Source organism: Pseudomonas sp. UBA2684, assembly GCA_002354655.1.
GTDB lineage: Bacteria > Pseudomonadota > Gammaproteobacteria > Pseudomonadales > Pseudomonadaceae > Aquipseudomonas.
In genome coordinates this window covers 143840-162455 of the sequence record DELY01000041.1, presented here as the reverse complement: position 1 = coordinate 162455, position 18616 = coordinate 143840, and the positions used below count along the sequence as shown (strand labels likewise).

Sequence of the window (18616 nt, the reverse complement as noted above, 5' to 3'; positions counted from 1 at the left end):
GAGCATGTCGAATCTTGAGTTTGAACGTAAAAACCTAGTCCCGGTCGACCCCGAGCAAGAGATCGACACCGACGACCGAAGCCCCAGCCGTTGGGGCCTGTGGCTGGTGGTCGCGGGCTTTGGCGGGTTTATTCTGTGGGCCAGCATGGCGCCACTGGATGCCGGGGTGGTGGCCAACGCCACCGTCAACGTCACCGACAACCGCAAGACCATCCAGCACCTGACCGGCGGCTCGGTTGACGCCATTCTGGTGCGCGAAGGCGATCTGGTGAAACGCAACCAGGCCCTGATCGAACTCGATTCGACCCGCGCGATTGCCGAGCTGGGCGTGGTCAGCGCCCAGTACATCGTGGTGCGTACTGTGGAAAACCGCTTGCAGGCCGAGCGCGACGGCTTGGCTGAAGTGACCTTCGACCCCGAACTGATCAACCACTTCGCCAACGACCCGCGGCTGAACGACTCGATGACCCTGCAACAACGGCTGTTCAACACACGCCGCGCCGCACTAACTGGTGAAGCCGGTATTCTCCGGGAAAATATCCTCGGCGCCGAAGAGCAACTCAAAGGCCTGCGCCAGGTACAGGGCTCTCGCTATGCGCAGATCAAACTGCTCAACCAGGAGCTCGAAGGAGTGCGCAGCCTGGCCGCCGAAGGCTATGTCACGCGCAATCGCATGCTCGAACTGGAGCGCAATGCAGCAGAACTCAGCGCTTCACTGGCACAGAACATTGCCGACATCGGCCGCACGCGCAACCAGATCGCCGAGCTGAAGCTGCGCATTCTGCAACTGGAGCAGGACTTCCAGAAGGAAGTGCAGTCGCAGCTGACCGATGCGCAAAAAGAAACCACCGCCCTCACCGACCGTTTGCGCGCGCTCGATTACGAAGTCACCAATACGGTGATCCGTTCGCCCATCGACGGGGTGATTCTCGGTTTGAATGTCTCGACGGTCGGCGGCGTGATCCAACCCGGCGCGGAGATCATGGATGTGGTACCGGCGGACGAACCGCTGCAAGTGGACGCGATGATTCCGGTGCAGGCCATCGACAAGATGACTCCGGGGCTGCCAGTGGATATCGCCTTCCCGGCCTTCAACCATGCGCAAACACCGAACATTCCCGGGCGGGTACTGACCATATCGGCCGACCGTTTAGTCGACGAAACCAACAAGCAGCCCTACTACCTGGCCCAGGTCGAGGTCACCTCGGCGGGTATGGACATGCTCGGCAGCAACCGCATTCGCCCCGGCATGCCCGCCACCGTGACGATCAAGACCGGCGAACGTAACCTGATGAGTTACCTGATGAAGCCTATGCTTGAGCGAGTCGACGGCGCCTTCAAGGAGCAATGACATGGCGGATCGCCTAACCCTTATTTGCCTGGCCTGTCTGGCCAGCGTCCCAGCTTACGCCCTGGACTTGCAGGACGCCTGGCAACTGATGCAGTTGCAAGGCCCGATCTACCGAGCCGCCGTGCACGAACGCGATGCAGGCCTGGAGAGCCGGGCCCTGGGCCGCGCCGGCTTATTGCCGCAGCTCAACGCCAGCGCCAGCAAGAGCCGCGTCGATGGCACCCAGGAGCAAGACAACCCGCTGGGCAACTCGGTCGAGAGCGACCTGAACTACGACTCGGAAAACATGGCGGTGCAATTGCGCCAACCGCTGTTCAACCGACAAAAGCTCGCCGAATATCGCCAAGGCAAGCAGCGCGCCGACTACAGCGAAGCGGTGTTCGACGCAAAAACCCAGAACGTCGCCGTGCGCTTGGCCAGTCGTTATTTCGATGTGCTGCTGACCCGCGAAACCATCGACCTGGCGAATGCCAAACTCAAGGCCTTCGAGCAGCAAGTCGCAGCGGCGCAACGGCGCTTCGACCTTGGCGACGGCACCATCACCGACGTCGACCAGGCGACCGCTCGCCGCGACCTGGCACTGGCCGAGCTGATCGAAGCGCAGGACAATCTGCTGATTGCGCTACGCCTGTTGCAGGAAATGCTCGGCGAAGTCCCGGAACATGTCGCCACCTTGCGCAATGACTTTCCGACCCCAGCCCTGCAACCGAATAACCTGCAAGCCTGGCTGAGCCAGGCCCAGGCGAACAACCCGACACTGCGCGCCAAGCATTACAGCCAAGGCGTGGCAGAAGAAGAAGTCAAACGCGCCAACAGCGGGCATTGGCCGACCCTCGACCTGGTGCTCGGCTATACCGACAGCCAAAGCGATTCGATCTCCACCATCGACCAGCAGAACCGTTACGCCTCGGCCGGCGTGGAGTTCAATATGCCGCTGTTTTCCGGCGGTGCGGTAAGTGCCCAGGTGCGCCAAGCGGTAGCCAGCCGTGAACAGGCAGGAGAAGAGTTGAACGCCACCCGAGAGGAAGTGTTCTCCGCCACCACTCGTGAATTTCGTGGCGTACAGAGCGGTCAGGCACGTATCCGCGCGTTGCAGCAAGCCGTGATGTCCACCGAGCGGGCACAGGACTCGGCGAAGAAAGGCTTCCTCGCCGGTTCCAGTACCAATGTCGATATATTGAATGCCGAAGAACAGGTGTTCATCGCCCGCCGCGACCTGCTCGAAGCCAAATTGCGCTACCTGCTCGCGCGCCTACAATTGGCCGCCGCGGTTGGCCTGCTCGGCGATGACGACATCAACCAGGCCAATACCTACCTTGGCCCGGAGTTGGTCTTGGGCTTTTGACGCGCGCCAATCAACGCCAATGGCGCGCCTGTGCGCGCTGATCCTGGCGGGCCCCGAATACCCAGCTGACTGCCAGCAGCAACAGCTCGACGATCCAGGCCAACAGCAAGGCGCAGACAATGCCCCAGGCGATGGCTTGCGGCGCCAACAACACCTGATACCGGTAGGCGTTGTAGGTTTCTTGCAACAACTCGGGGTCGGCCGCGCTCGTCAGGTGCCAGACCTGCGCATACCAAGGGCCTTGCATGGCCTGCCATTCCAGGTCGAGGTAACCGGCACGGTCGACCAGAAAAGCAACGCTTTGTGCATCGCTGCGCATCACCGGATCGTTGCTCGCCTGGTAATGCGTGACCAAGGCATCCAAGTCGCCCTTGAAAAAGCGCTTGGCGGTTTCACGAAAGCCCTTCAACCCCTGCTCGGACTCCATCCGGTGAGCCTCGACGCGCTTGCTGTAATCGTCGATAAACCCCGGCACCTGCACCCCCACCAGCAAGCCCAAGGCAAACAGCGCCAGTCGTAGATAACTTTTAAACATTCGTGCCCCCCTAACCCGGATCGTCCGGGCCGCCCTTGTACTTAGCCGGATAACACTCCAGCGCCCTAAGCGTTACCCTGCGCCACACACTCGCCGCCTCGCCACAGGCGCCACTCGCCCGGCTGGTAAAGGCTCCAGCGCTCGTTATCGGTCAGTGGCTCGGTGGCCAGCACCGTCACCACATCATTGGCCGTGGTCTCGGCCTGGAAATCCACACGCATGTCGGCATCTTTCAAGTGTGCGGGGCCAAACGGCGCACGCCGCGTGATGTGCGCCAGCTTGGTCGAGCAGAAGCTGAATAACCAGTCGCCATCGCTGAGCAGGCAATTGAATACGCCGTGTTTGCGAAACGCCGCACACGCGCTGACCAGGTTGGGTAACAGCGCCGCGACCGGTACTGGCGAAGGGAACGCCGCCCGCAGGCGATTGAGCAGATCGCAAAACGCCGCCTCGCTGTCGGTATCGCCGACCGGCCAATAGAAGCTCGGCTGCGGATGAAAGTCGGCCAACTGGCCATTGTGCGCAAAACACCAGTTACGGCCCCACAACTCGCGCACGAACGGGTGGGTATTGGCCAAACACACGCGGCCGACATTGGCCTGGCGAATATGGCCGATCACCACCTCGCTCTTGATTGGGTAGCGTTGCACCAAGTGCGCCACCTCCGACTCGCTGCTCGCACGCGGGTCCTGAAACAGGCGCAGGCCACGCCCCTCGTAAAAACCGATGCCCCAGCCATCACGGTGCGGCCCGGTGCGCCCGCCGCGCTGCATCAGCCCGGTAAAGCTGAAGACGATATCGGTGGGCACATTGGCGCTCATACCCAGTAACTCACACATGGCTAAAACTCTCGATTCAAGGCGTTGCGCAATTGTTCGGCTTCGTGCTGCAAACGCGCCTCCAAGCGCTTACGCCGCAGCGGTAGAAAACGCGTCAGCGCCCGCCAAATAAGTTGCGGTACATCGCCGGAGCGCCGCGGAATCAGGTGCAGATGCAGGTGCGGCACGTGCTGGTTCGACGCCGGGCCATCGTTGAGCAACAGGTTGATCCCGTCGCGCCCGTAATCAAGCGCACGCAAGGCCGCGGCGACGCGCTGGCCAAGGCTAAGCAGACGGTCACGGGCGGCGGCGGATAGATGCTCAAGCAACGGCGCGTGTTCGCGACTGACGATCAGGACGTGAGCCGGACGCAAGGGGAAAATATCCAGCAAGACAATGAAGTGCTCGTCTTCATAGACCCGCTGCGCCGGCAAGCGATTAGCGGCGATAGCGCAGAACACACAGTCCATAAGCCCTCCTTGTGCGCAAAGGCCCATGCTGAACGCCTGACGAGATAGGTGCAAGCGCTGCTCGCGAGTAGCAAGTGTCGATCAGAGGCGCGGCTCGACGCGCAAACGGCGTTCGCCACGCTGGTCATAACGGCTATCACCGGCGTCGCCGCGTTCTTGCTCCAGCATTTCGCGCAGGGTCGGCGCATCCTCGTCGTCGGGCTGCGCAAGCGGGCCACGCCGACCCTTCCACCAGCGCTCCAACGGCCAACGGATCACCACGAACAACAGGTACAACGCAAAGGCGATCAGCCCATACATGGCCAGATCGGCCACCGCGCGCCAGGCGTTATTGCCCACCTGAAACAGTAAGTCCAGGGCAGTAATGGCGATGGCCGGGGCAAACAGCTCCTTGGCCGGGTCGACGATGGTCGGTGTCAGCAGCAGGATCGCCACCAATACCCGCAGCGGTTCGCGCAGATAACGCCACATCCAGCGGGTCAGGCGGAACCAGACCAATAGGCAACCGAGCGCGGCGATGGCATAGGCGCCCCAGGCGAGTAGGTAGTCGTTCTCGATCATAAAACGCAGGGTCCCTGGCATGGCGGGGCAGACAAAGTGGGGCTTATGATAACGGCTTTTCGCCGGCCCGGCGCCCCTGCTGTCGGCCGTGCCTCAGCCCGGAGTGACCCAATGCCGCACGCCCCCATCGCCCGCACCGAGACCGGCGCCGACCCTTACTGCTGGCTGGAGAACCGCGACTCGGCCGAGGTACTCGAACACCTCCAGGCGGAAAACGCCTACCTGGAAGCCGAACTGGCCGAGCAGCAGGCGCTGCGTGAAACGCTGTTCCAGGAGATTAAAAGCCGCATCCGCGAGACTGACCTGTCGCTGCCGTCGCCGTGGGGGTCTTACCTGTACTACCAACGCACCACCGCCGGCGATGAATACCCACGGCACTACCGCAGCCCGCGCCCGGCCGACGACTCGCTCAGCGTCGACGAAAGCGCCGAGCACTTGCTGCTCGACCTGAACGCACTGGCGGGTGGCGGTTTTCTATCGCTAGGTGCGTTCAGCATCAGCCCGGATCACCAGCGCCTGGCCTACAGCCTGGACACCAGCGGCGACGAAACTTATCAGTTGTTCGTCAAGGAACTGGCCAGCGGCGCCATCAGCGAACTGCCCTTCAGCGACTGCGACGGCAGCATGACCTGGGCCAACGACAGCCAGACCCTGTTCTTCGGCGAACTGGACGACACCCATCGGCCGCACAAGCTCTACCGCCATCGCCTCGGCAGCGACGGCGCCGAGCTGGTGTTCCATGAACGCGACGGGCGCTTTTTCCTCAACTGCTACCGCGCCAGCTCCGAGCGTCAGCTGCTGCTGTTGCTCAACAGCAAAACCACCAGCGAAACCTGGGTACTCGATGCCGACACGCCGGCCGAGGCATTCCACTGCCTGGCGCCGCGCGAGGAAGGTCACGAGTACTACGTCGACCATGGCAAGCGTGATGGCGCCTGGAGCTGGTTGATTCGCAGCAACCAGAGCGGCATCAACTTCGCCCTGTACGGCGCCACGGAACAGGCGCCGACGCGCCAACACTGGAACGAACTGCGGGCGCATGACGCACAGGTCATGCTCGAAGGCGTCAGCCTGAATCACAGCGCGCTGATTCTCAGCCTGCGCGAAGGCGGCCTGCCGATCATCGAGGTGCAAGCGCACGGCCAGGCGCCCTACCGCGTCGACCTGCCGGATGCGGCCTACAGCCTGTATGTGCAGGACAGCCTGGAGTTCATCAGCCCGACGATCCGCCTGCGCTATGAAGCCCTCAATCGCCCGGCGCAGATTCGCCAACTGACGCTGGCCAGCGGCGCGCAACAGGTGCTCAAGGAAACCCCGGTGGAAGGCCCGTTCGACGCCGACGCCTATGTCAGCCAGCGCCTGTGGGCCACAGCAGCAGACGGCAGCCAAGTACCCATCAGCCTGGTGGCGCAGCGCGAGGTGCTGCACGCCCGGCAACCCGCGCCACTTTATCTGTACGGCTATGGCGCCTACGGCGAAAGCCTCGACCCATGGTTCTCCCACGCCCGCCTGAGCCTGCTCGAACGCGGCTTTATCTTCGCCATCGCCCATGTGCGCGGCGGCGGCGAGTTGGGCGAAGCCTGGTATCGCGCCGGCAAACTGGCGCACAAGCAAAACAGCTTCAACGACTTCATCGCCTGCGCCGAACACCTGATCGCCAACGCTTACACCACAGCGGCGCAACTCGCCATCAGCGGCGGCAGCGCCGGCGGCCTGTTGATCGGCGCGGTACTCAACCAGCGCCCGGAGCTGTTCGCCGCGGCGATTGCCGAGGTGCCGTTCGTCGACGTGCTCAACACCATGCAGAACCCCGACCTGCCGCTGACAGTGACCGAGTACGACGAGTGGGGCGACCCGCACGAACCGGAGGTGTTCGCCCGCATCAAAGGCTATGCGCCCTACGAAAACGTCAAGGCCCAGGCCTACCCGGCGATTCTTGCCGTGGCCGGCTACAACGACAGCCGCGTGCAGTACTGGGAGGCGGCCAAGTGGGTGGCCAAACTGCGCGCCAACAAGAGCGATAAGCACCTGCTGCTGCTGAAGACCGACTTGGGCGCCGGCCATGGCGGCATGAGCGGCCGCTACCAGGCGCTCAAGGATGTCGCCTTGGAGTACGCCTTCTTGCTCAAGGTGCTTGGGCTGCACTGAACAGCGCTCGACTGCGCGCACCTTCACAGCTTCCGGCGAGCGGCAGTTGGCAAGTCTGCGCGCGCCGGCTACCGTCGCGCTCATCCACCACGACGTGCCAACGCGCCGCAGAGTAGCCATGCCCGACAGCTCTTACTTGATCGATGAAATCCGCGACATGCTCCTCGACTGCGGCCTGTTCAACAGCCTGTTGCCGAGCGAGGTGCTCAGCGCCGCCGGCTACTTCAGCATCAGCCGCTTCGATCAGGATGCGTTGATCTGCAGCGAGGGCGATGCCGGCACGTTCATGTGCATCATCCACTTCGGTGCGGTATCGATCCGCAAGACCAACTCCAGCGGCGAAGTCGTCGAAATCGCCAAACTGCGCAAGGGCCGCGCCTTCGGCGAAATGGCCGTACTGGATGGCGAGCGGCGCTCGGCCAGCTGCATTGCCGTCAGCGACTGCACCTTGCTGATCCTGGCCAAGGACTCGCTGGAAAAAATGCTGCACGAGGCGCCGAAGTCAGCGGCCAAGGTCATCCGCGCCATCGCCGTGGCCATGTCCAAGCGCCTGCGTATGGTCGACGGCCAACTGATCGAACAACAGATCTAGCAGGCCGCTTTTAACGCCGTATCGGTAACGTAGGTAGTTTTTATGGCTATGTCCCCGTTATGTGTTGGAACGTGGGGCCGGCTAGGCGATGCCTGGAGCGCGGTAATGCGTAGGGTGGGTTAGGCGCACATGACCGCGGACTATCGGCCGCTGCATAGTCAATTGCGCCGTAACCCACCAGAGGGACTAGGCCGATTAGCGCTGGGTGGGTTACGTGGCGCAACTAGTTGCGCAGTCGCTTTGCCAGCCCGCATCAGCGCCACTAACCCACCCTACCGAATCGACGTACAACCGTTAACGGGTACATAGCCTTTTCAATGGCCTGCTAGCAGGCACACCTCAATCGGTAGTTCGGCGGCCTGGCGGCAGAGCGTCGCGATTGCGCTGTAGCTGTTGCTCCAGCAGCGGTAACTCACCATCCGGCGGCGCCAGGTTGCCGCGTGGCGGGTTGAGGCGCTGGCCCGGATTCCCCGTGCCATCGTTAAGCAACGGCGGGCTATTCGGCGCAGTGCTTGGCAGGTTGCGCGGCACCGCCTGGGTAAACGGCTGCGGTGTGGCCGTGCCGGGCGCACCGCTCGGCCGCTCGTAGGTGCTGGGCAATGGATAGGTTTGCGCGTACAGCGCCGGGCTGCACAGGGCAATCAGGCTTAACGCGAACAGGCTGGGCCGGTGCATCGTCCATCTCCTTTATCGACAGGCATGGCTATTGGGCCACGTCGCCGCCCGATAAGTGCCCGCCCGGCGGTTCTCCCCGACCATCGGCAGGGCTACACTGTCAGTATCCGCGTTAAGCCACGAGAACAGTTATGAGCACCGACAAAGCCCCCTCGCCCACCGCCAAGCTCGACCGCATCCTCGCCGATGCCCAGCGCAGCCGCGAAGAAGGCTACCGGGACAAAGCCCTGAAGATGTATCCGCACGTCTGCGGCCGCTGCGCCCGCGAATTCGCCGGCAAGCGCCTGAGCGAGCTGACCGTGCACCACCGCGACCACAACCACGACAACAACCCGCAGGATGGCTCCAACTGGGAGCTGCTCTGCCTGTATTGCCATGACAACGAACACTCGCGCTACACCGACCAGCAGTATTTCAGCGAAGGCTCGCTGAACACGCCTAAAACCTCCCAGGCGACCCACAACCCCTTCGCCGACCTGGCTGCAAGGCTGAAAAGCAAAGAATAGGTCGCCTCCCGCCTGCACCCGTATAATCCCGGCCTTTACCCAGATGGCTGCACAGCCAAGACAAGGCCGGTTACGTGGCAAACAAACGATACAGCTGCATTGGTTTATTCAATCCCAAGTCCCCGGAAAACGTCGGCGCGGTGATGCGCGCGGCCGGCTGCTATGGCGTCGCCTCGGTGTTCTATACCGGCAAACGCTATGAGCGCGCCCGCGACTTCATCACCGACACCAAGCGGGTGCATATGGATATTCCGCTGATCGGCATCGACGACTTGCAGAAGATCATCCCGCTGGGTTGCACGCCGGTCGCCGTGGAGCTGATCGAAGGCGCACGGCCGTTGCCGGAATACACCCACCCGGACCGCGCCCTCTACATCTTCGGCCCGGAAGACGGCTCGCTGGACAAGGACATCCGCGCCTGGTGCGAGGACGTCATCTATATCCCCACCGAGGGCTGCATGAACCTCGCCGCCACCGTCAACGTGTTGCTCTACGACCGCATGGCCAAAGGCAACAACACCAAGTCCGGGGCCAAGTTCAAGTAAGCGGCAGCGCAGTTTCTACAGGACCGTGGGGTGGGTTACGGCGTGCCTAACCCACCCTACGCCTTACCCCTACAGGCCACGAAGAGCCTGATGGTGAACACGGCGGCGCCATGTCCGGCCTAGCGCTACAGCCCGGACTTGAGCCGACTGAAGGCGCGGGTCAGCGCGCGGTTGAACGCCTGACTGTTGTCATTCTTGCTGTACAGCCCAGCACGCACGGCCTGCGGCGGGTAGATGCCGGGGTCGTTGAAAATCGCCGGATCGACCGCAGAATTGGCCGCTGGCACCGCGTTGGCGTAGTAGATGCTGTTGGTGATGCCCGCCACCACGTCCGGGCTCATCAGGTGATCCATCAGCGCATGAGCGGCCTCGGGATGCGGCGCATCCGCCGGGATAACCATCGCGTCGAACCAGATCAGCGTGCCTTCGCGCGGGATGCTGTAGTGCAGGCTGTACGGCTTGCCCGCCTGCTGCGCCTGCCCGGCGGCGATCGACACGTTGCCATTCCACGACATCGCCAGGCAGGTATCGCCATTGGCCAGGTCGGCGATGTTGCGGTCGTTGTCGAAGTAGCGGATCGATGGCCGCACCTTGGCCAGATGCGCTTCGGCGAGCTTCAGGTCGTCGAGGCTCTGCTGATTGATGTCCAGGCCCAGGTAGCGAAAGGTCGCGGCGAACACCTCGTTGGGATCGTTGAGAAAACTCACTCCACAATCGGCGAACTTCGCCACCACCGCCGGATCGAGCAGCATGGCCCAGCTGTCGGTCGGCGCATTGGCCATGCGCTTGGCGATGGCCTGCTGCTGATAACCGAAGCCGGTGGTGCCCCACACGTACAGCCCGGCATAGCGGTTGCCCGGATCGAAGGTCGCCATATGTCCGGTGAACTCGGCATCAAGGCCGGCGAAGTACGGCAGCGCGGCCTTGTTCAGCGGTTGCAAGGCACCGCTGCTGATCGCCCGTTGCAGGTGCTGGCCGGCGGTGAGCACCAGGTCGTAACCACTGCGCCCGGTAAGCAGCTTGGTCTCCACGGTCTCCAGCGAGTCGAAGTGATCGGCCACCACCTTGATCCCGGTCTTCTGCTCAAACGAAGACAGGGTGTCCGGCGCCAGATACTCGTTCCAGATATACAGATTGACCTGCTTCGGCGTTTCGGCCGCCAGCGCGTGTGCGCTAGCGGCCAGACCCAGGGCCAACAGGGTGGCATGCAGTTTCATCGGGGCCTCCTAGCGCTTAGGCGCGGCGTATTGCGGCATGGTGATGCAGGCGACGTTGCCGCCACCGAGGAGGATCTCCCGCGAATTCTCAATGCCGAGGATGCGGTGCTGGGGGAACAGCTCGGCCAGGGTGGCCTGGGCGATGCGGTCACGCGGATCGTTGAACAGCGGCACGACGATGGCCGAGTTGCCGGCGTAGTAGTTGATATAGGAAGCACAGATCTGCGTGCCGGCCTGGCGCGTGTGGGTGGCGTCGTCCTGATCCAGGCCCTCGGCCTCTTGCGCCGTCCACTCCAGCACACGCGGTTGCGGCAGCTTGTGCACTTCCAGCTCGCGGCCCTGGGCATCGCGGGTGCTGCGCAGGATGTCATAGGCCTCCTGATAGATTTCCCACTGCGGATCGCTGCGGTCGTCGGTCCACTGTTGCACCACCACGCCGGGGCGCACAAAGCAGGCCAGATCGTCGATATGGCCGTCGGTTTCGTCGAACTTGCAGCCACGCGGCAGCCAGATCACCTGCTCGGCGCCGAGGTAGTCCTGCAGGCGGCGGGTCACTTCGTCCTTGCCCAGATGAGCGTTGCGATTGCGGTTGAGCAGGCACTGCTCGGTGGTCAGCAGAGTGCGCTGGCCATCGGTCTGGATGCCGCCCATCTCGGCGATAAAGGGCGCGCGGTAACGGTCGTAGCCCTCGATCTCGAGGATCTTCTGCGCGATCTGGTCGTCCTTGTCCCACGGGTAGTAGAGGCCGCCGTCGAGGCCGCCGTAGGCGTTGAACTCGAAGTCGACGCCGCGCACTTCGCCGCTGTCGTCATTGACCAGGAAGGCCGGGCCGCTGTCGCGGAACCAGGTGTCGTTGCAGGTCATCTCCACCACCCGCACATGGGCCGGCAGCTGGCGACGGGCATTGGCGTACTGGCTGGCCGAAGCGCACACGGTGACCGGCTCGCTGGTCGCGATGGCGCTGACGATCTCCACCCAGACCTTCTGCGCCGGCTTGGCGCCGTTGCGCCACACGTCGGTGCGCTCCGGCCAGCCGAGCCAGCAGCGCGCCTTGGGTTCGAATTCACCGGGCAGGCGGAAGCCGTCGGCTTTGGGGAGAGAGGTCAGGGAACGGGCCATTGCTAGGTACTCGTCGGTGGCGGTTGGATAGCTCGACAGTACCCGCGGCAGAGCGCCCGCGACCAATGACCATTATCGCGGAATAGCTGAATTCAACTCACAGGTCGACCAACTGATCAGTGAACCATTCAACGAACTGCGCCACCGCTGGCTTGTCCAGGCGCAGGCGTTCGCAGACCAGCGCGTACTGCCCGAGCGAGGCCACGCTGGCGGCGAACGGGCGCACCAGGCGGCCGCTGGCGAGGTCCTCGGCGCTGGTCAGGTTGTCGCCGATGGCCACGCCCTGCCCGCGCGCGGCGGCCTCCATGGTCAACCCGGCATGGCCGAGGTAGAGATGGCGCTGCGGCTGGATATCGCCGGCATGAGTGGTCAGCCAGGCGGTCCAGGTCTTGCCGTCCTGGTCATCGTGCAGCAGACAGTGACGGGCCAGGTCGCGCGGGTGTTTGAGCGGCAGCTGGTTGAACAGGCCGGGGCTGCACACGGGGAAGAACAACAACGTCGGCAACGGCCGCACAAAGTATGCGCTGGCGTCCGCCGGGCCGGTGCCGTAGGTGATCGCCAGGTCGATCTCCTCGCCCGGCTGGGTCGCTTCCAGCGGCTGCTCGTAGAGGTGCAGGGTGATCTGCGGGTAGCGCTCGCTGAAATCGGCCAGGCGGCCGACCAGCCACTTCTGCGCCAGCTCGGCAGTCACCGCGATGCGCAGCTGCGCCTGGGAGCCGGGATCGCGCAGCTCGTCGCAGGCATCAAGGATCAGCTCGAAGGCCTGCTGCAGGCTGCGCAACAGGCGCTTGGCCTGCGGCGTGGGGCGCACCTGACGGCCGTCGCGCTGGAACAGCGGCGTGCCGAGCTGCTCTTCCAGTTGGCGAATCTGGTGACTCACCGCGCTGTCGGTGACGCACAGCTCAGCGGCCGCCCGGCCGAAGTGCGCATGCCGGGCGGCGCACTCGAAGGTGCGCAGCGCGGTAAGGGAAGGCAGACGACGCATGCGGGACTCCTGGCGGCGCTTGGCGCTACTTGAGCAGCTTGCTGTCGAGTACCTCGGACGGCTTGCCCATGACGTTCTCGCTGATCTCGATGAAGCCTTTGGTGCTGGCTTTGTCCAGACGCATCAGGCCGCGGGTCACGTCGTCCAGCGAGCGCTGCTGGCTATCCTTGGTGGCCTGGCGGATTTCCCGGTCGAGCTCTTGCAACAGCAGCACGGCGCGTGCAGTGATCGGGCCGGTGGAGTTTTCGCTACGCAAGCTATCCACCGGGCGACTCCACTCAATCAGCTGCTCGCGGATTTTCTGGTAGCGATCCTCGCTCAAGCCACCGGCCCGACGCATCAGTTCGATGGCGTAATACTCGGCCAGGCCTTCGCTGATCCAGTCGCTCTTATCGGTGTCGCGGATGCGGCTGAACACATGCACCAGCTCATGCACCAGGGAACTGGTGCCGTTCTCGCTGACCAGCGGGCGCTCGGCGTGCATGAAGTAGGAGTTGGGCGCCGACAGGCCGCCGCGCCACATCGGGTCGCCGGCACCGACGATCAACAGTTTTGCCGGATCGCGCGGGAATACCGCCTGCGCTTCCGGCCAGACGAAGGTCAGCAAGGTGAGGACATCCATGCGGCGCATGCCCTCGCCCACCGGCGCGGCGATGGTCACGTCGGTCTCGCCGAGCTTGGCCCGGCGGGTGCCGATCTTACCGGCGAGAATCCAGCCGGTCGGGCGGTCGAACTTGCGCGTCGGGTTGTCGATGCGGAACTTGTTCTTGCCGATGCGCGGCCAACCGGTTTCCACGCCGCGCCAGCCTTCCGGCAGATCGAAGGTCAGCCGCGAGACCAGTTCGGTGCCATCCTGCTGGCGCAATTTGGCGCTGGGCACCAGGTCGTCGCCACGCAGCAAGGCCCAGTTCTCGGTCATCCGCGCATCGAAACGCTTATCTTCACGTGGGTGATTGATGCGCACGCGGTAGGTCAGCGTCGCCTTGCCTTTGCCCGGCTGCCAGACACCACGCCCGGGGCTTTCCTGAGTCCATTGGCCATCGCCGTTGAAATCGCTGTAATAGCCTTTTTCACCCAGGTCGAAGCTCAGACTGGTGACCGGCTCGCCCTTCTCCAGGGTCAGGCTGACTTCGGCCTGATCGCTCGCCGGGAGGAATTTCACCCGGTAATCCAGGTCGACTTTCTGCGCGGCCCACAACGGGGCGCTCAGGCACAGGACTACGGCAGACAACGACAAACGGCGAATCGGCATGGGCAACTCCTTGTTGGCGGGACGGTGCAGTGCAGTCGTAGACCGAAAAGCAGCGCAGCAATTCAACCGGCGCGGAAGATCAGGTAATCCTCCCAGTCGTCCTCGGCCACGCTTTTTTCGCTGAGCATGCGCCCGGACTGGGAAATACGTTCGATGTGCACGGCCTCGGGATCGCCGCACACCAGGTGGTGCCACAGTGGCAGGTCTTTGCCCTCGCTGATCAGCCGATAGCCGCAGGTCGGCGGCAACCACTGGAACTGATCGGCCTGGGCCGGAGTGAGCTGGATGCAATCGGCGACGAACTGCCTGCGGTTAGCGTAGTCGGTGCAGCGGCAGGTTTTCAGGTCGAGCAGCTGGCAGGCGATGCGCGTGTAATACACGCTGCCGTCGTCCTCGTCCTCGAGCTTTTGCAGGCAGCACAGACCACAGCCGTCGCACAGCGACTCCCACTCGTCCTGGTCGAGTTGAGCGAGGGTTTTGCGTTTCCAGAAGGGTTCGACTTTGGCGGCCATGGCGAGGGTTACGAGTGACGAGCGAAAAGGCCGGCAGTCTAGCCTGGCGACTGCCTGCGGCCAAGGCTGGCACGCCGAATGGCGGCCGTAGGGCGGACATGCCGCAGCGCGACTTGTCCGCCGCCTAAGCGGCAGACGGTGGACAAGCTGCGCATGTCCACCGTCTGCCGCGATCACGGATTTCATCCAACGCACTCAATAGCCGCGGACGAAGTCCACCAAACCACGCAGCTCGGTGTCCGCGCGGTAGCGTGCCAGGTTGTCGAGAAACAGCCGGGCCATGAGGCGTGGGTCGGTGGGCGCGGCGCTGTGCCCGGTGAGTAACAGGTGCGGCGCCGTCCAGAACGCATGCCCCGGCGGTAACGGTTCCTGACGGCAGACATCGATCACCGCACCCGCCAACTGGCCGCGCTCAAGCGCCGCCACCAGATCGGCATCGACCACCGCCGCGCCGCGTCCGGCATTGATCAACAACGCGCTGGGCTTGAGTCGGGCGAACAGCGCGGCGTCATATACGTCGCGGGTGGCCGGAGTATCCGGCAGCAAGTTGATCACGTAGTCGGCGTCAGCGGCCAAACGTGGCAAAGCGTCCAGCCCCGCCACCTCGCTAAATGGCGGCACTACACGCGCATGACTGGCCACGCCACACAGCACCACAGCAAAAGGCGCGAGCAAGTGCGCCACGCTCAAGCCGATATCGCCGACACCGACGATCAGCACCCGGCGCCCGGCCAAACTCTGCGGCTGGCGGTTGTCCCAGCGCTGCTCGACCTGCGCGGCCAGGCGCGCAAACAGCTCGCGCTCATGTGCCAGCAGGTGACACAACACATACTCGGCCATCACCTGGCCGAAGATGCCCACGGCGCGGGTCAGGCGGTAATCGCGCGGTAAATCGGCGGCCAGTAATGGCGTGATGCCGGCCCAGGTCGATTGCAGCCACTGCGGCCGATGGCCCTGGCGCAACAGTTTGGCAAGCAGATCCGGCTGCCCCAGCCAGAGCGGACATCTGTCAGCCCAGCGCGCCAGCTCAGCGGCATCGTCACTACCCACTAGCTCCAGCACCGGGGCGGCCTGCCGCAGCAGGTCGGCATAGCGGGCGTGCTCGGTTTCGCCGAGCAATACCCGCACGGGAGGCTGCGCGCATGCGGACATCGGGTTTATACCGGGTCGTTACGGCGTAGCAGTTCGTCTGGCAGGTGCTCGATGTAGTCGTCTTCCGCCGGCGGCATTTGCAGGTGATAACCCTGCTGATCGAGGTTGGCCAGCACCGCGTGGATGTCCTCGCGGGCCAGGGTGCGCTCCGGCGTGAGCACCATGTCGAACGCATGGGTCGGCGGCCCAAAGGCCACCAGCAAGGACTCCGGCACGCGCTTGAGTGCATCGCTGCGCAGCACGTAGAGGTACATCTCGTTCTTGCGCGGGCTTTTGTAGATCGAACAGATACGTTTCACGCGGATTCTCCTTCAGCGGCCAGGCAATCGAGCAACGCCTGGCCCATCAATTCACGGCGCCAGCCGCGCAAGGTGTCCGGCAGCTGATAAGGCCCATTGGGGTAGCCGCTTTTCAGCAGGGCTTCGAGGGTTTTCTTGCGCAGCATCAACTCGGGGGCGATGTTCAAGCGTTCGGCTTCGCGCTGGCCAACCGCACGCAGCTTCTTCAGCAACGTCGAGGCGTCTACCGGCAAGGGTTCGGGCAATGCTTGCGGCCAATCGGCGGGCGCTGTGGCGGCGGCGCTTTTGATCAGTTGCAGGAGGAATTCACCGTCCTGACGCACGGTTTTCGGGTGCATGTCCTCGATCCGCGCCAGGGCCACCAGGTTATCCGGTTGAGTACGGGCCAACGGCCACAGCGAATGCTCGCGGATGATCCGGTTGCGTGGCTGGTTGCGCACCCGCGCCTGACGCTCGCGCCAGGCACAGAGCTCGCGCAGCACCGCCAGTTGCGCGCGGGACAGCTTCCAGGCCAGTTTGGCTTCGCGGTAGGCATCCTCGGGGGCAATTTCACGGCCCAGGTTGGCCACCAGCTCGGCACCGTCTTCCAGCACCCAGGCGTTCTTTTCCGGCGCCAGTTGCTGTTGCAGCGCGGCGTAGACCTCGGCCAGGTGCAACACATCTTCGGCGGCGTAGCTGACTTGGGTTTCCGACAGCGGCCGTTGCAGCCAATCGGAGCGGGTCTCGCCTTTCGGCAGCTCGATGGCCAGCACCGCCTGCACCAGGCGCGAATAGCCCATGGAGAAGCCGAGATTGAGGTAACCGGCGGCCAGTTGGGTATCGAACAGCGGCGTCGGCAGGCTGCCGGTCAGGCGCAGGAACACTTCCAGGTCTTCGCTGCAGGCGTGCAGCACCTTGACCACGGCCGGGTCCACCAGCAGTTCGGCGAAGGGTGCCCAGTCACTGATCAGCAGAGGATCGATCAAGTACGCCCGCTCACCCTCGCTGACCTGCAACAGACCGGCGATCGGGTAGAACGTATCGACCCGCATAAATTCGGTGTCCACAGCCACGAATGGCAGGCTACGCCAGCTGGCGCAGTAGTGCGCCAGGCTGGCGTTGTCACGAATCCACTGAATCTCAATAGCCACACGGCTCTCCCCTGAAGAATGCCGCGCAGTATATATCGCCCGCGGGTCTGCTGACGTTTCATCGCACCTGCGGCGCAACGTCTACAGCCGCCACTTCGTGCTCAACTCAAGCAGAAGCCGTGGTCGAGCGCCTGAGCGACCCGCACCACATGCCCAGCGGTGCGTGAAGACAGCGACCTGTGTAATCTGGCGGCCGCTCACAGCACTCGGTCAGCTTCAGCACAAGGAATAACAACAATGAAGAAACTGCTTGGCCTACTCGCCCTGGTAATCGCCGCCGTGGCGCTCTATCTGTTGGTAACACCCAGCCCTATCGACCCGCTCGCCTGGGAGGCGCCGCCAGCGCCAACCATGACCGGCGTGCTGGAGCCCAACGACACCCTGATGAAGGCCGAGCTGCTCGGCCGTGGCCAGGTGCATGGCCCGGAAGACACCGCCGTGGACGCCCAGGGCCAAGTCTACAGCGGCCTGCACGATGGGCGCATCGTGCGAATCAAGGCCGACGGCAGCGTGGAGACCTTCGCCGACACCCAGGGCCGCCCGCTGGGCATGGACTTCGACGCCAGCGGCAAGCTGATCGTCGCCGATGCCTACAAGGGCTTACTCAGCATCGATACCCAGGGGCAGATCAAGGTACTTACCCGCGAGGCCGACGGCCTGCCGTTCAAATTCACCGACGACCTGGATATCGCCCGCGACGGCACCATCTACTTCAGCGACGCCTCCTCGCGCTTCGAGCAGCCGGACTACCTGCTCGACCTGCTCGAAGCCCGCCCGCATGGCCGCTTGCTCAGCTACGACCCGGCCAGCGGCACCACCAAGGTATTGCTCAAGGATCTGTATTTCGCCAACGGCGTGGCGCTGTCGGCCAACGAAGATTTCGTGTTGGTCAACGAAACCTACCGCTACCGCATCACCCGTTATTGGCTCACTGGCGAGAAAGCCGGCAGCCACGATGTATTTATCGACAACCTGCCGGGCCTGCCGGACAACCTGCAAGGCGACCGCAACGGCACCTTCTGGGTGGCCCTGCCGACACCGCGCAAAGCCGATGCCGACTTCCTCCACCGCCACCCGTGGCTGAAAGCGCAAATGGCCAAACTGCCGCGCGCGCTGTGGCCCAAGGCGATCCCCTACGGCTTCGCCATCGCCATCAACGAACAAGGCGAGATCGTGCGCAGCCTGCACGACACCAGCGGCACCCACCTGCGCATGGTCACCTCGGTCAAGCCGGTGGGCGACTACCTGTACTTCGGCAGCCTGGACAACGACCGCATCGGCAAGCTGAAGATTCGTTGAGCCGCAACCTGTGTAGGGTGGGTTGTCCGCGTAGCGACGTAACCCACCGATAGCGGTAGCGCCATGGGCATCGCTCGCGACGGGTTCGACCTGGCTGGTGGGTTA

General features: G+C 63.7%; 20 protein-coding genes. 7 read left to right on the top strand and 13 right to left on the bottom strand.

The window, feature by feature from the left end; all coding sequences use genetic code 11:
* The first annotated feature begins 4 nt into the window (after positions 1–4).
* Complete coding sequence (locus B3M58_RS14450) at positions 5–1351, top strand: HlyD family type I secretion periplasmic adaptor subunit (RefSeq protein WP_296220111.1); 1347 nt, start codon at positions 5–7, stop codon at positions 1349–1351.
* Position 1352: 1 nt separating this feature from the next.
* Positions 1353–2696: a TolC family outer membrane protein gene (locus B3M58_RS14445; protein WP_296220110.1), complete on the top strand. Its 1344-nt coding sequence runs from the start codon at positions 1353–1355 to the stop codon at positions 2694–2696.
* A 10-nt stretch (positions 2697–2706) separates the two neighbouring features.
* On the opposite strand, the gene B3M58_RS14440 is transcribed toward B3M58_RS14445, so the two are convergent.
* From B3M58_RS14440 to B3M58_RS14425, 4 genes are all read right to left on the bottom strand, one after another.
* Entirely contained in the window at positions 2707–3231 is a 525-nt protein-coding gene (locus tag B3M58_RS14440) for a DUF2937 family protein (RefSeq protein ID WP_296220108.1), read from the bottom strand.
* Between the two features lie 65 nt (positions 3232–3296).
* Positions 3297–4070 carry a class II glutamine amidotransferase gene (locus tag B3M58_RS14435; protein ID WP_296220106.1) on the bottom strand — a complete coding sequence of 258 codons (774 nt, stop codon included), beginning with the start codon at positions 4068–4070 and terminating at the stop codon, positions 3297–3299.
* Positions 4071–4072: 2 nt separating this feature from the next.
* The gene (locus B3M58_RS14430) at positions 4073–4519 is read right to left on the bottom strand and encodes an HIT family protein (RefSeq protein WP_296220105.1); all 447 of its coding nucleotides are present in this window, start codon (positions 4517–4519) and stop codon (positions 4073–4075) included.
* 81 nt (positions 4520–4600) lie between these two features.
* Positions 4601–5080: an MFS transporter gene (locus B3M58_RS14425; protein WP_296220103.1), complete on the bottom strand. Its 480-nt coding sequence runs from the start codon at positions 5078–5080 to the stop codon at positions 4601–4603.
* 111 nt (positions 5081–5191) lie between these two features.
* Between B3M58_RS14425 and B3M58_RS14420 the strand changes: the two genes are divergently transcribed.
* Both B3M58_RS14420 and B3M58_RS14415 read left to right on the top strand, forming a co-directional pair.
* A complete protein-coding gene (locus B3M58_RS14420) occupies positions 5192–7228 on the top strand; it encodes a S9 family peptidase (protein WP_296220102.1) in 2037 nt (678 codons plus the stop codon).
* Positions 7229–7346: 118 nt separating this feature from the next.
* The gene (locus B3M58_RS14415) at positions 7347–7820 is read left to right on the top strand and encodes a cyclic nucleotide-binding domain-containing protein (RefSeq protein WP_296220101.1); all 474 of its coding nucleotides are present in this window, start codon (positions 7347–7349) and stop codon (positions 7818–7820) included.
* Between the two features lie 339 nt (positions 7821–8159).
* Here the strand turns inward: B3M58_RS14415 and B3M58_RS14410 are convergent, their stop codons facing one another.
* Positions 8160–8495, bottom strand: coding sequence for a hypothetical protein (locus B3M58_RS14410; RefSeq protein WP_296220099.1), 336 nt, complete (start codon positions 8493–8495; stop codon positions 8160–8162).
* Positions 8496–8626: 131 nt separating this feature from the next.
* On the opposite strand from B3M58_RS14410, the gene B3M58_RS14405 reads away from it, so the two are divergent.
* Both B3M58_RS14405 and B3M58_RS14400 read left to right on the top strand, forming a co-directional pair.
* The gene (locus B3M58_RS14405; RefSeq protein WP_296220097.1) at positions 8627–9001 is read left to right on the top strand and encodes a YajD family HNH nuclease; all 375 of its coding nucleotides are present in this window, start codon (positions 8627–8629) and stop codon (positions 8999–9001) included.
* A 74-nt stretch (positions 9002–9075) separates the two neighbouring features.
* Positions 9076–9546 (top strand): RNA methyltransferase, encoded by a 471-nt coding sequence (locus B3M58_RS14400; RefSeq protein WP_296220096.1) that lies wholly within the window; start codon positions 9076–9078, stop codon positions 9544–9546.
* A gap of 125 nt (positions 9547–9671) precedes the next feature.
* Here the strand turns inward: B3M58_RS14400 and B3M58_RS14395 are convergent, their stop codons facing one another.
* The 8 genes from B3M58_RS14395 to rnd form a co-directional block, all read right to left on the bottom strand.
* Positions 9672–10763 (bottom strand): extracellular solute-binding protein, encoded by a 1092-nt coding sequence (locus tag B3M58_RS14395; protein ID WP_296220095.1) that lies wholly within the window; start codon positions 10761–10763, stop codon positions 9672–9674.
* 9 nt (positions 10764–10772) lie between these two features.
* Complete coding sequence (gene aguA, locus B3M58_RS14390) at positions 10773–11882, bottom strand: agmatine deiminase (RefSeq protein ID WP_296220093.1); 1110 nt, start codon at positions 11880–11882, stop codon at positions 10773–10775.
* A gap of 97 nt (positions 11883–11979) precedes the next feature.
* On the bottom strand, positions 11980–12867 hold the full coding sequence (locus B3M58_RS14385; RefSeq protein ID WP_296220092.1) for a LysR substrate-binding domain-containing protein: 888 nt from the start codon (positions 12865–12867) through the stop codon (positions 11980–11982).
* A 25-nt stretch (positions 12868–12892) separates the two neighbouring features.
* A complete protein-coding gene (locus B3M58_RS14380) occupies positions 12893–14119 on the bottom strand; it encodes a hypothetical protein (RefSeq protein ID WP_296220091.1) in 1227 nt (408 codons plus the stop codon).
* 62 nt (positions 14120–14181) lie between these two features.
* Positions 14182–14631 carry a YcgN family cysteine cluster protein gene (locus B3M58_RS14375; RefSeq protein WP_296220090.1) on the bottom strand — a complete coding sequence of 150 codons (450 nt, stop codon included), beginning with the start codon at positions 14629–14631 and terminating at the stop codon, positions 14182–14184.
* 195 nt (positions 14632–14826) lie between these two features.
* Complete coding sequence (locus B3M58_RS14370; protein WP_296220128.1) at positions 14827–15759, bottom strand: D-2-hydroxyacid dehydrogenase; 933 nt, start codon at positions 15757–15759, stop codon at positions 14827–14829.
* A 29-nt stretch (positions 15760–15788) separates the two neighbouring features.
* On the bottom strand, positions 15789–16082 hold the full coding sequence (locus B3M58_RS14365; RefSeq protein WP_296220089.1) for a YcgL domain-containing protein: 294 nt from the start codon (positions 16080–16082) through the stop codon (positions 15789–15791).
* Complete coding sequence (gene rnd, locus B3M58_RS14360; RefSeq protein ID WP_296220087.1) at positions 16079–17212, bottom strand: ribonuclease D; 1134 nt, start codon at positions 17210–17212, stop codon at positions 16079–16081. Before rnd ends, B3M58_RS14365 begins: the two co-directional genes overlap by 4 nt.
* A 237-nt stretch (positions 17213–17449) precedes the next feature.
* Between rnd and B3M58_RS14355 the strand changes: the two genes are divergently transcribed.
* Complete coding sequence (locus tag B3M58_RS14355; RefSeq protein ID WP_296220086.1) at positions 17450–18511, top strand: SMP-30/gluconolactonase/LRE family protein; 1062 nt, start codon at positions 17450–17452, stop codon at positions 18509–18511.
* Positions 18512–18616 lie beyond the last annotated feature (105 nt).

Excerpts from the sequence above, each read along its gene's own strand:
- B3M58_RS14435 (WP_296220106.1), bottom strand. The coding sequence starts at position 4,070 with ATGTGTGAGTTACTGGGTATGAGCGCCAATGTGCCCACCGATATCGTC.
- B3M58_RS14425 (WP_296220103.1), bottom strand. The coding sequence starts at position 5,080 with ATGATCGAGAACGACTACCTACTCGCCTGGGGCGCCTATGCCATCGCC.
- B3M58_RS14415 (WP_296220101.1), top strand. The coding sequence starts at position 7,347 with ATGCCCGACAGCTCTTACTTGATCGATGAAATCCGCGACATGCTCCTC.
- B3M58_RS14405 (WP_296220097.1), top strand. The coding sequence starts at position 8,627 with ATGAGCACCGACAAAGCCCCCTCGCCCACCGCCAAGCTCGACCGCATC.
- B3M58_RS14410 (WP_296220099.1), bottom strand. The coding sequence starts at position 8,495 with ATGCACCGGCCCAGCCTGTTCGCGTTAAGCCTGATTGCCCTGTGCAGC.
- B3M58_RS14395 (WP_296220095.1), bottom strand. The coding sequence starts at position 10,763 with ATGAAACTGCATGCCACCCTGTTGGCCCTGGGTCTGGCCGCTAGCGCA.
- B3M58_RS14420 (WP_296220102.1), top strand. The coding sequence starts at position 5,192 with ATGCCGCACGCCCCCATCGCCCGCACCGAGACCGGCGCCGACCCTTAC.
- B3M58_RS14430 (WP_296220105.1), bottom strand. The coding sequence starts at position 4,519 with ATGGACTGTGTGTTCTGCGCTATCGCCGCTAATCGCTTGCCGGCGCAG.
- B3M58_RS14385 (WP_296220092.1), bottom strand. The coding sequence starts at position 12,867 with ATGCGTCGTCTGCCTTCCCTTACCGCGCTGCGCACCTTCGAGTGCGCC.
- B3M58_RS14440 (WP_296220108.1), bottom strand. The coding sequence starts at position 3,231 with ATGTTTAAAAGTTATCTACGACTGGCGCTGTTTGCCTTGGGCTTGCTG.
- B3M58_RS14355 (WP_296220086.1), top strand. The coding sequence starts at position 17,450 with ATGAAGAAACTGCTTGGCCTACTCGCCCTGGTAATCGCCGCCGTGGCG.
- B3M58_RS14375 (WP_296220090.1), bottom strand. The coding sequence starts at position 14,631 with ATGGCCGCCAAAGTCGAACCCTTCTGGAAACGCAAAACCCTCGCTCAA.
- B3M58_RS14450 (WP_296220111.1), top strand. The coding sequence starts at position 5 with ATGTCGAATCTTGAGTTTGAACGTAAAAACCTAGTCCCGGTCGACCCC.
- B3M58_RS14380 (WP_296220091.1), bottom strand. The coding sequence starts at position 14,119 with ATGCCGATTCGCCGTTTGTCGTTGTCTGCCGTAGTCCTGTGCCTGAGC.
- B3M58_RS14445 (WP_296220110.1), top strand. The coding sequence starts at position 1,353 with ATGGCGGATCGCCTAACCCTTATTTGCCTGGCCTGTCTGGCCAGCGTC.
- aguA (WP_296220093.1), bottom strand. The coding sequence starts at position 11,882 with ATGGCCCGTTCCCTGACCTCTCTCCCCAAAGCCGACGGCTTCCGCCTG.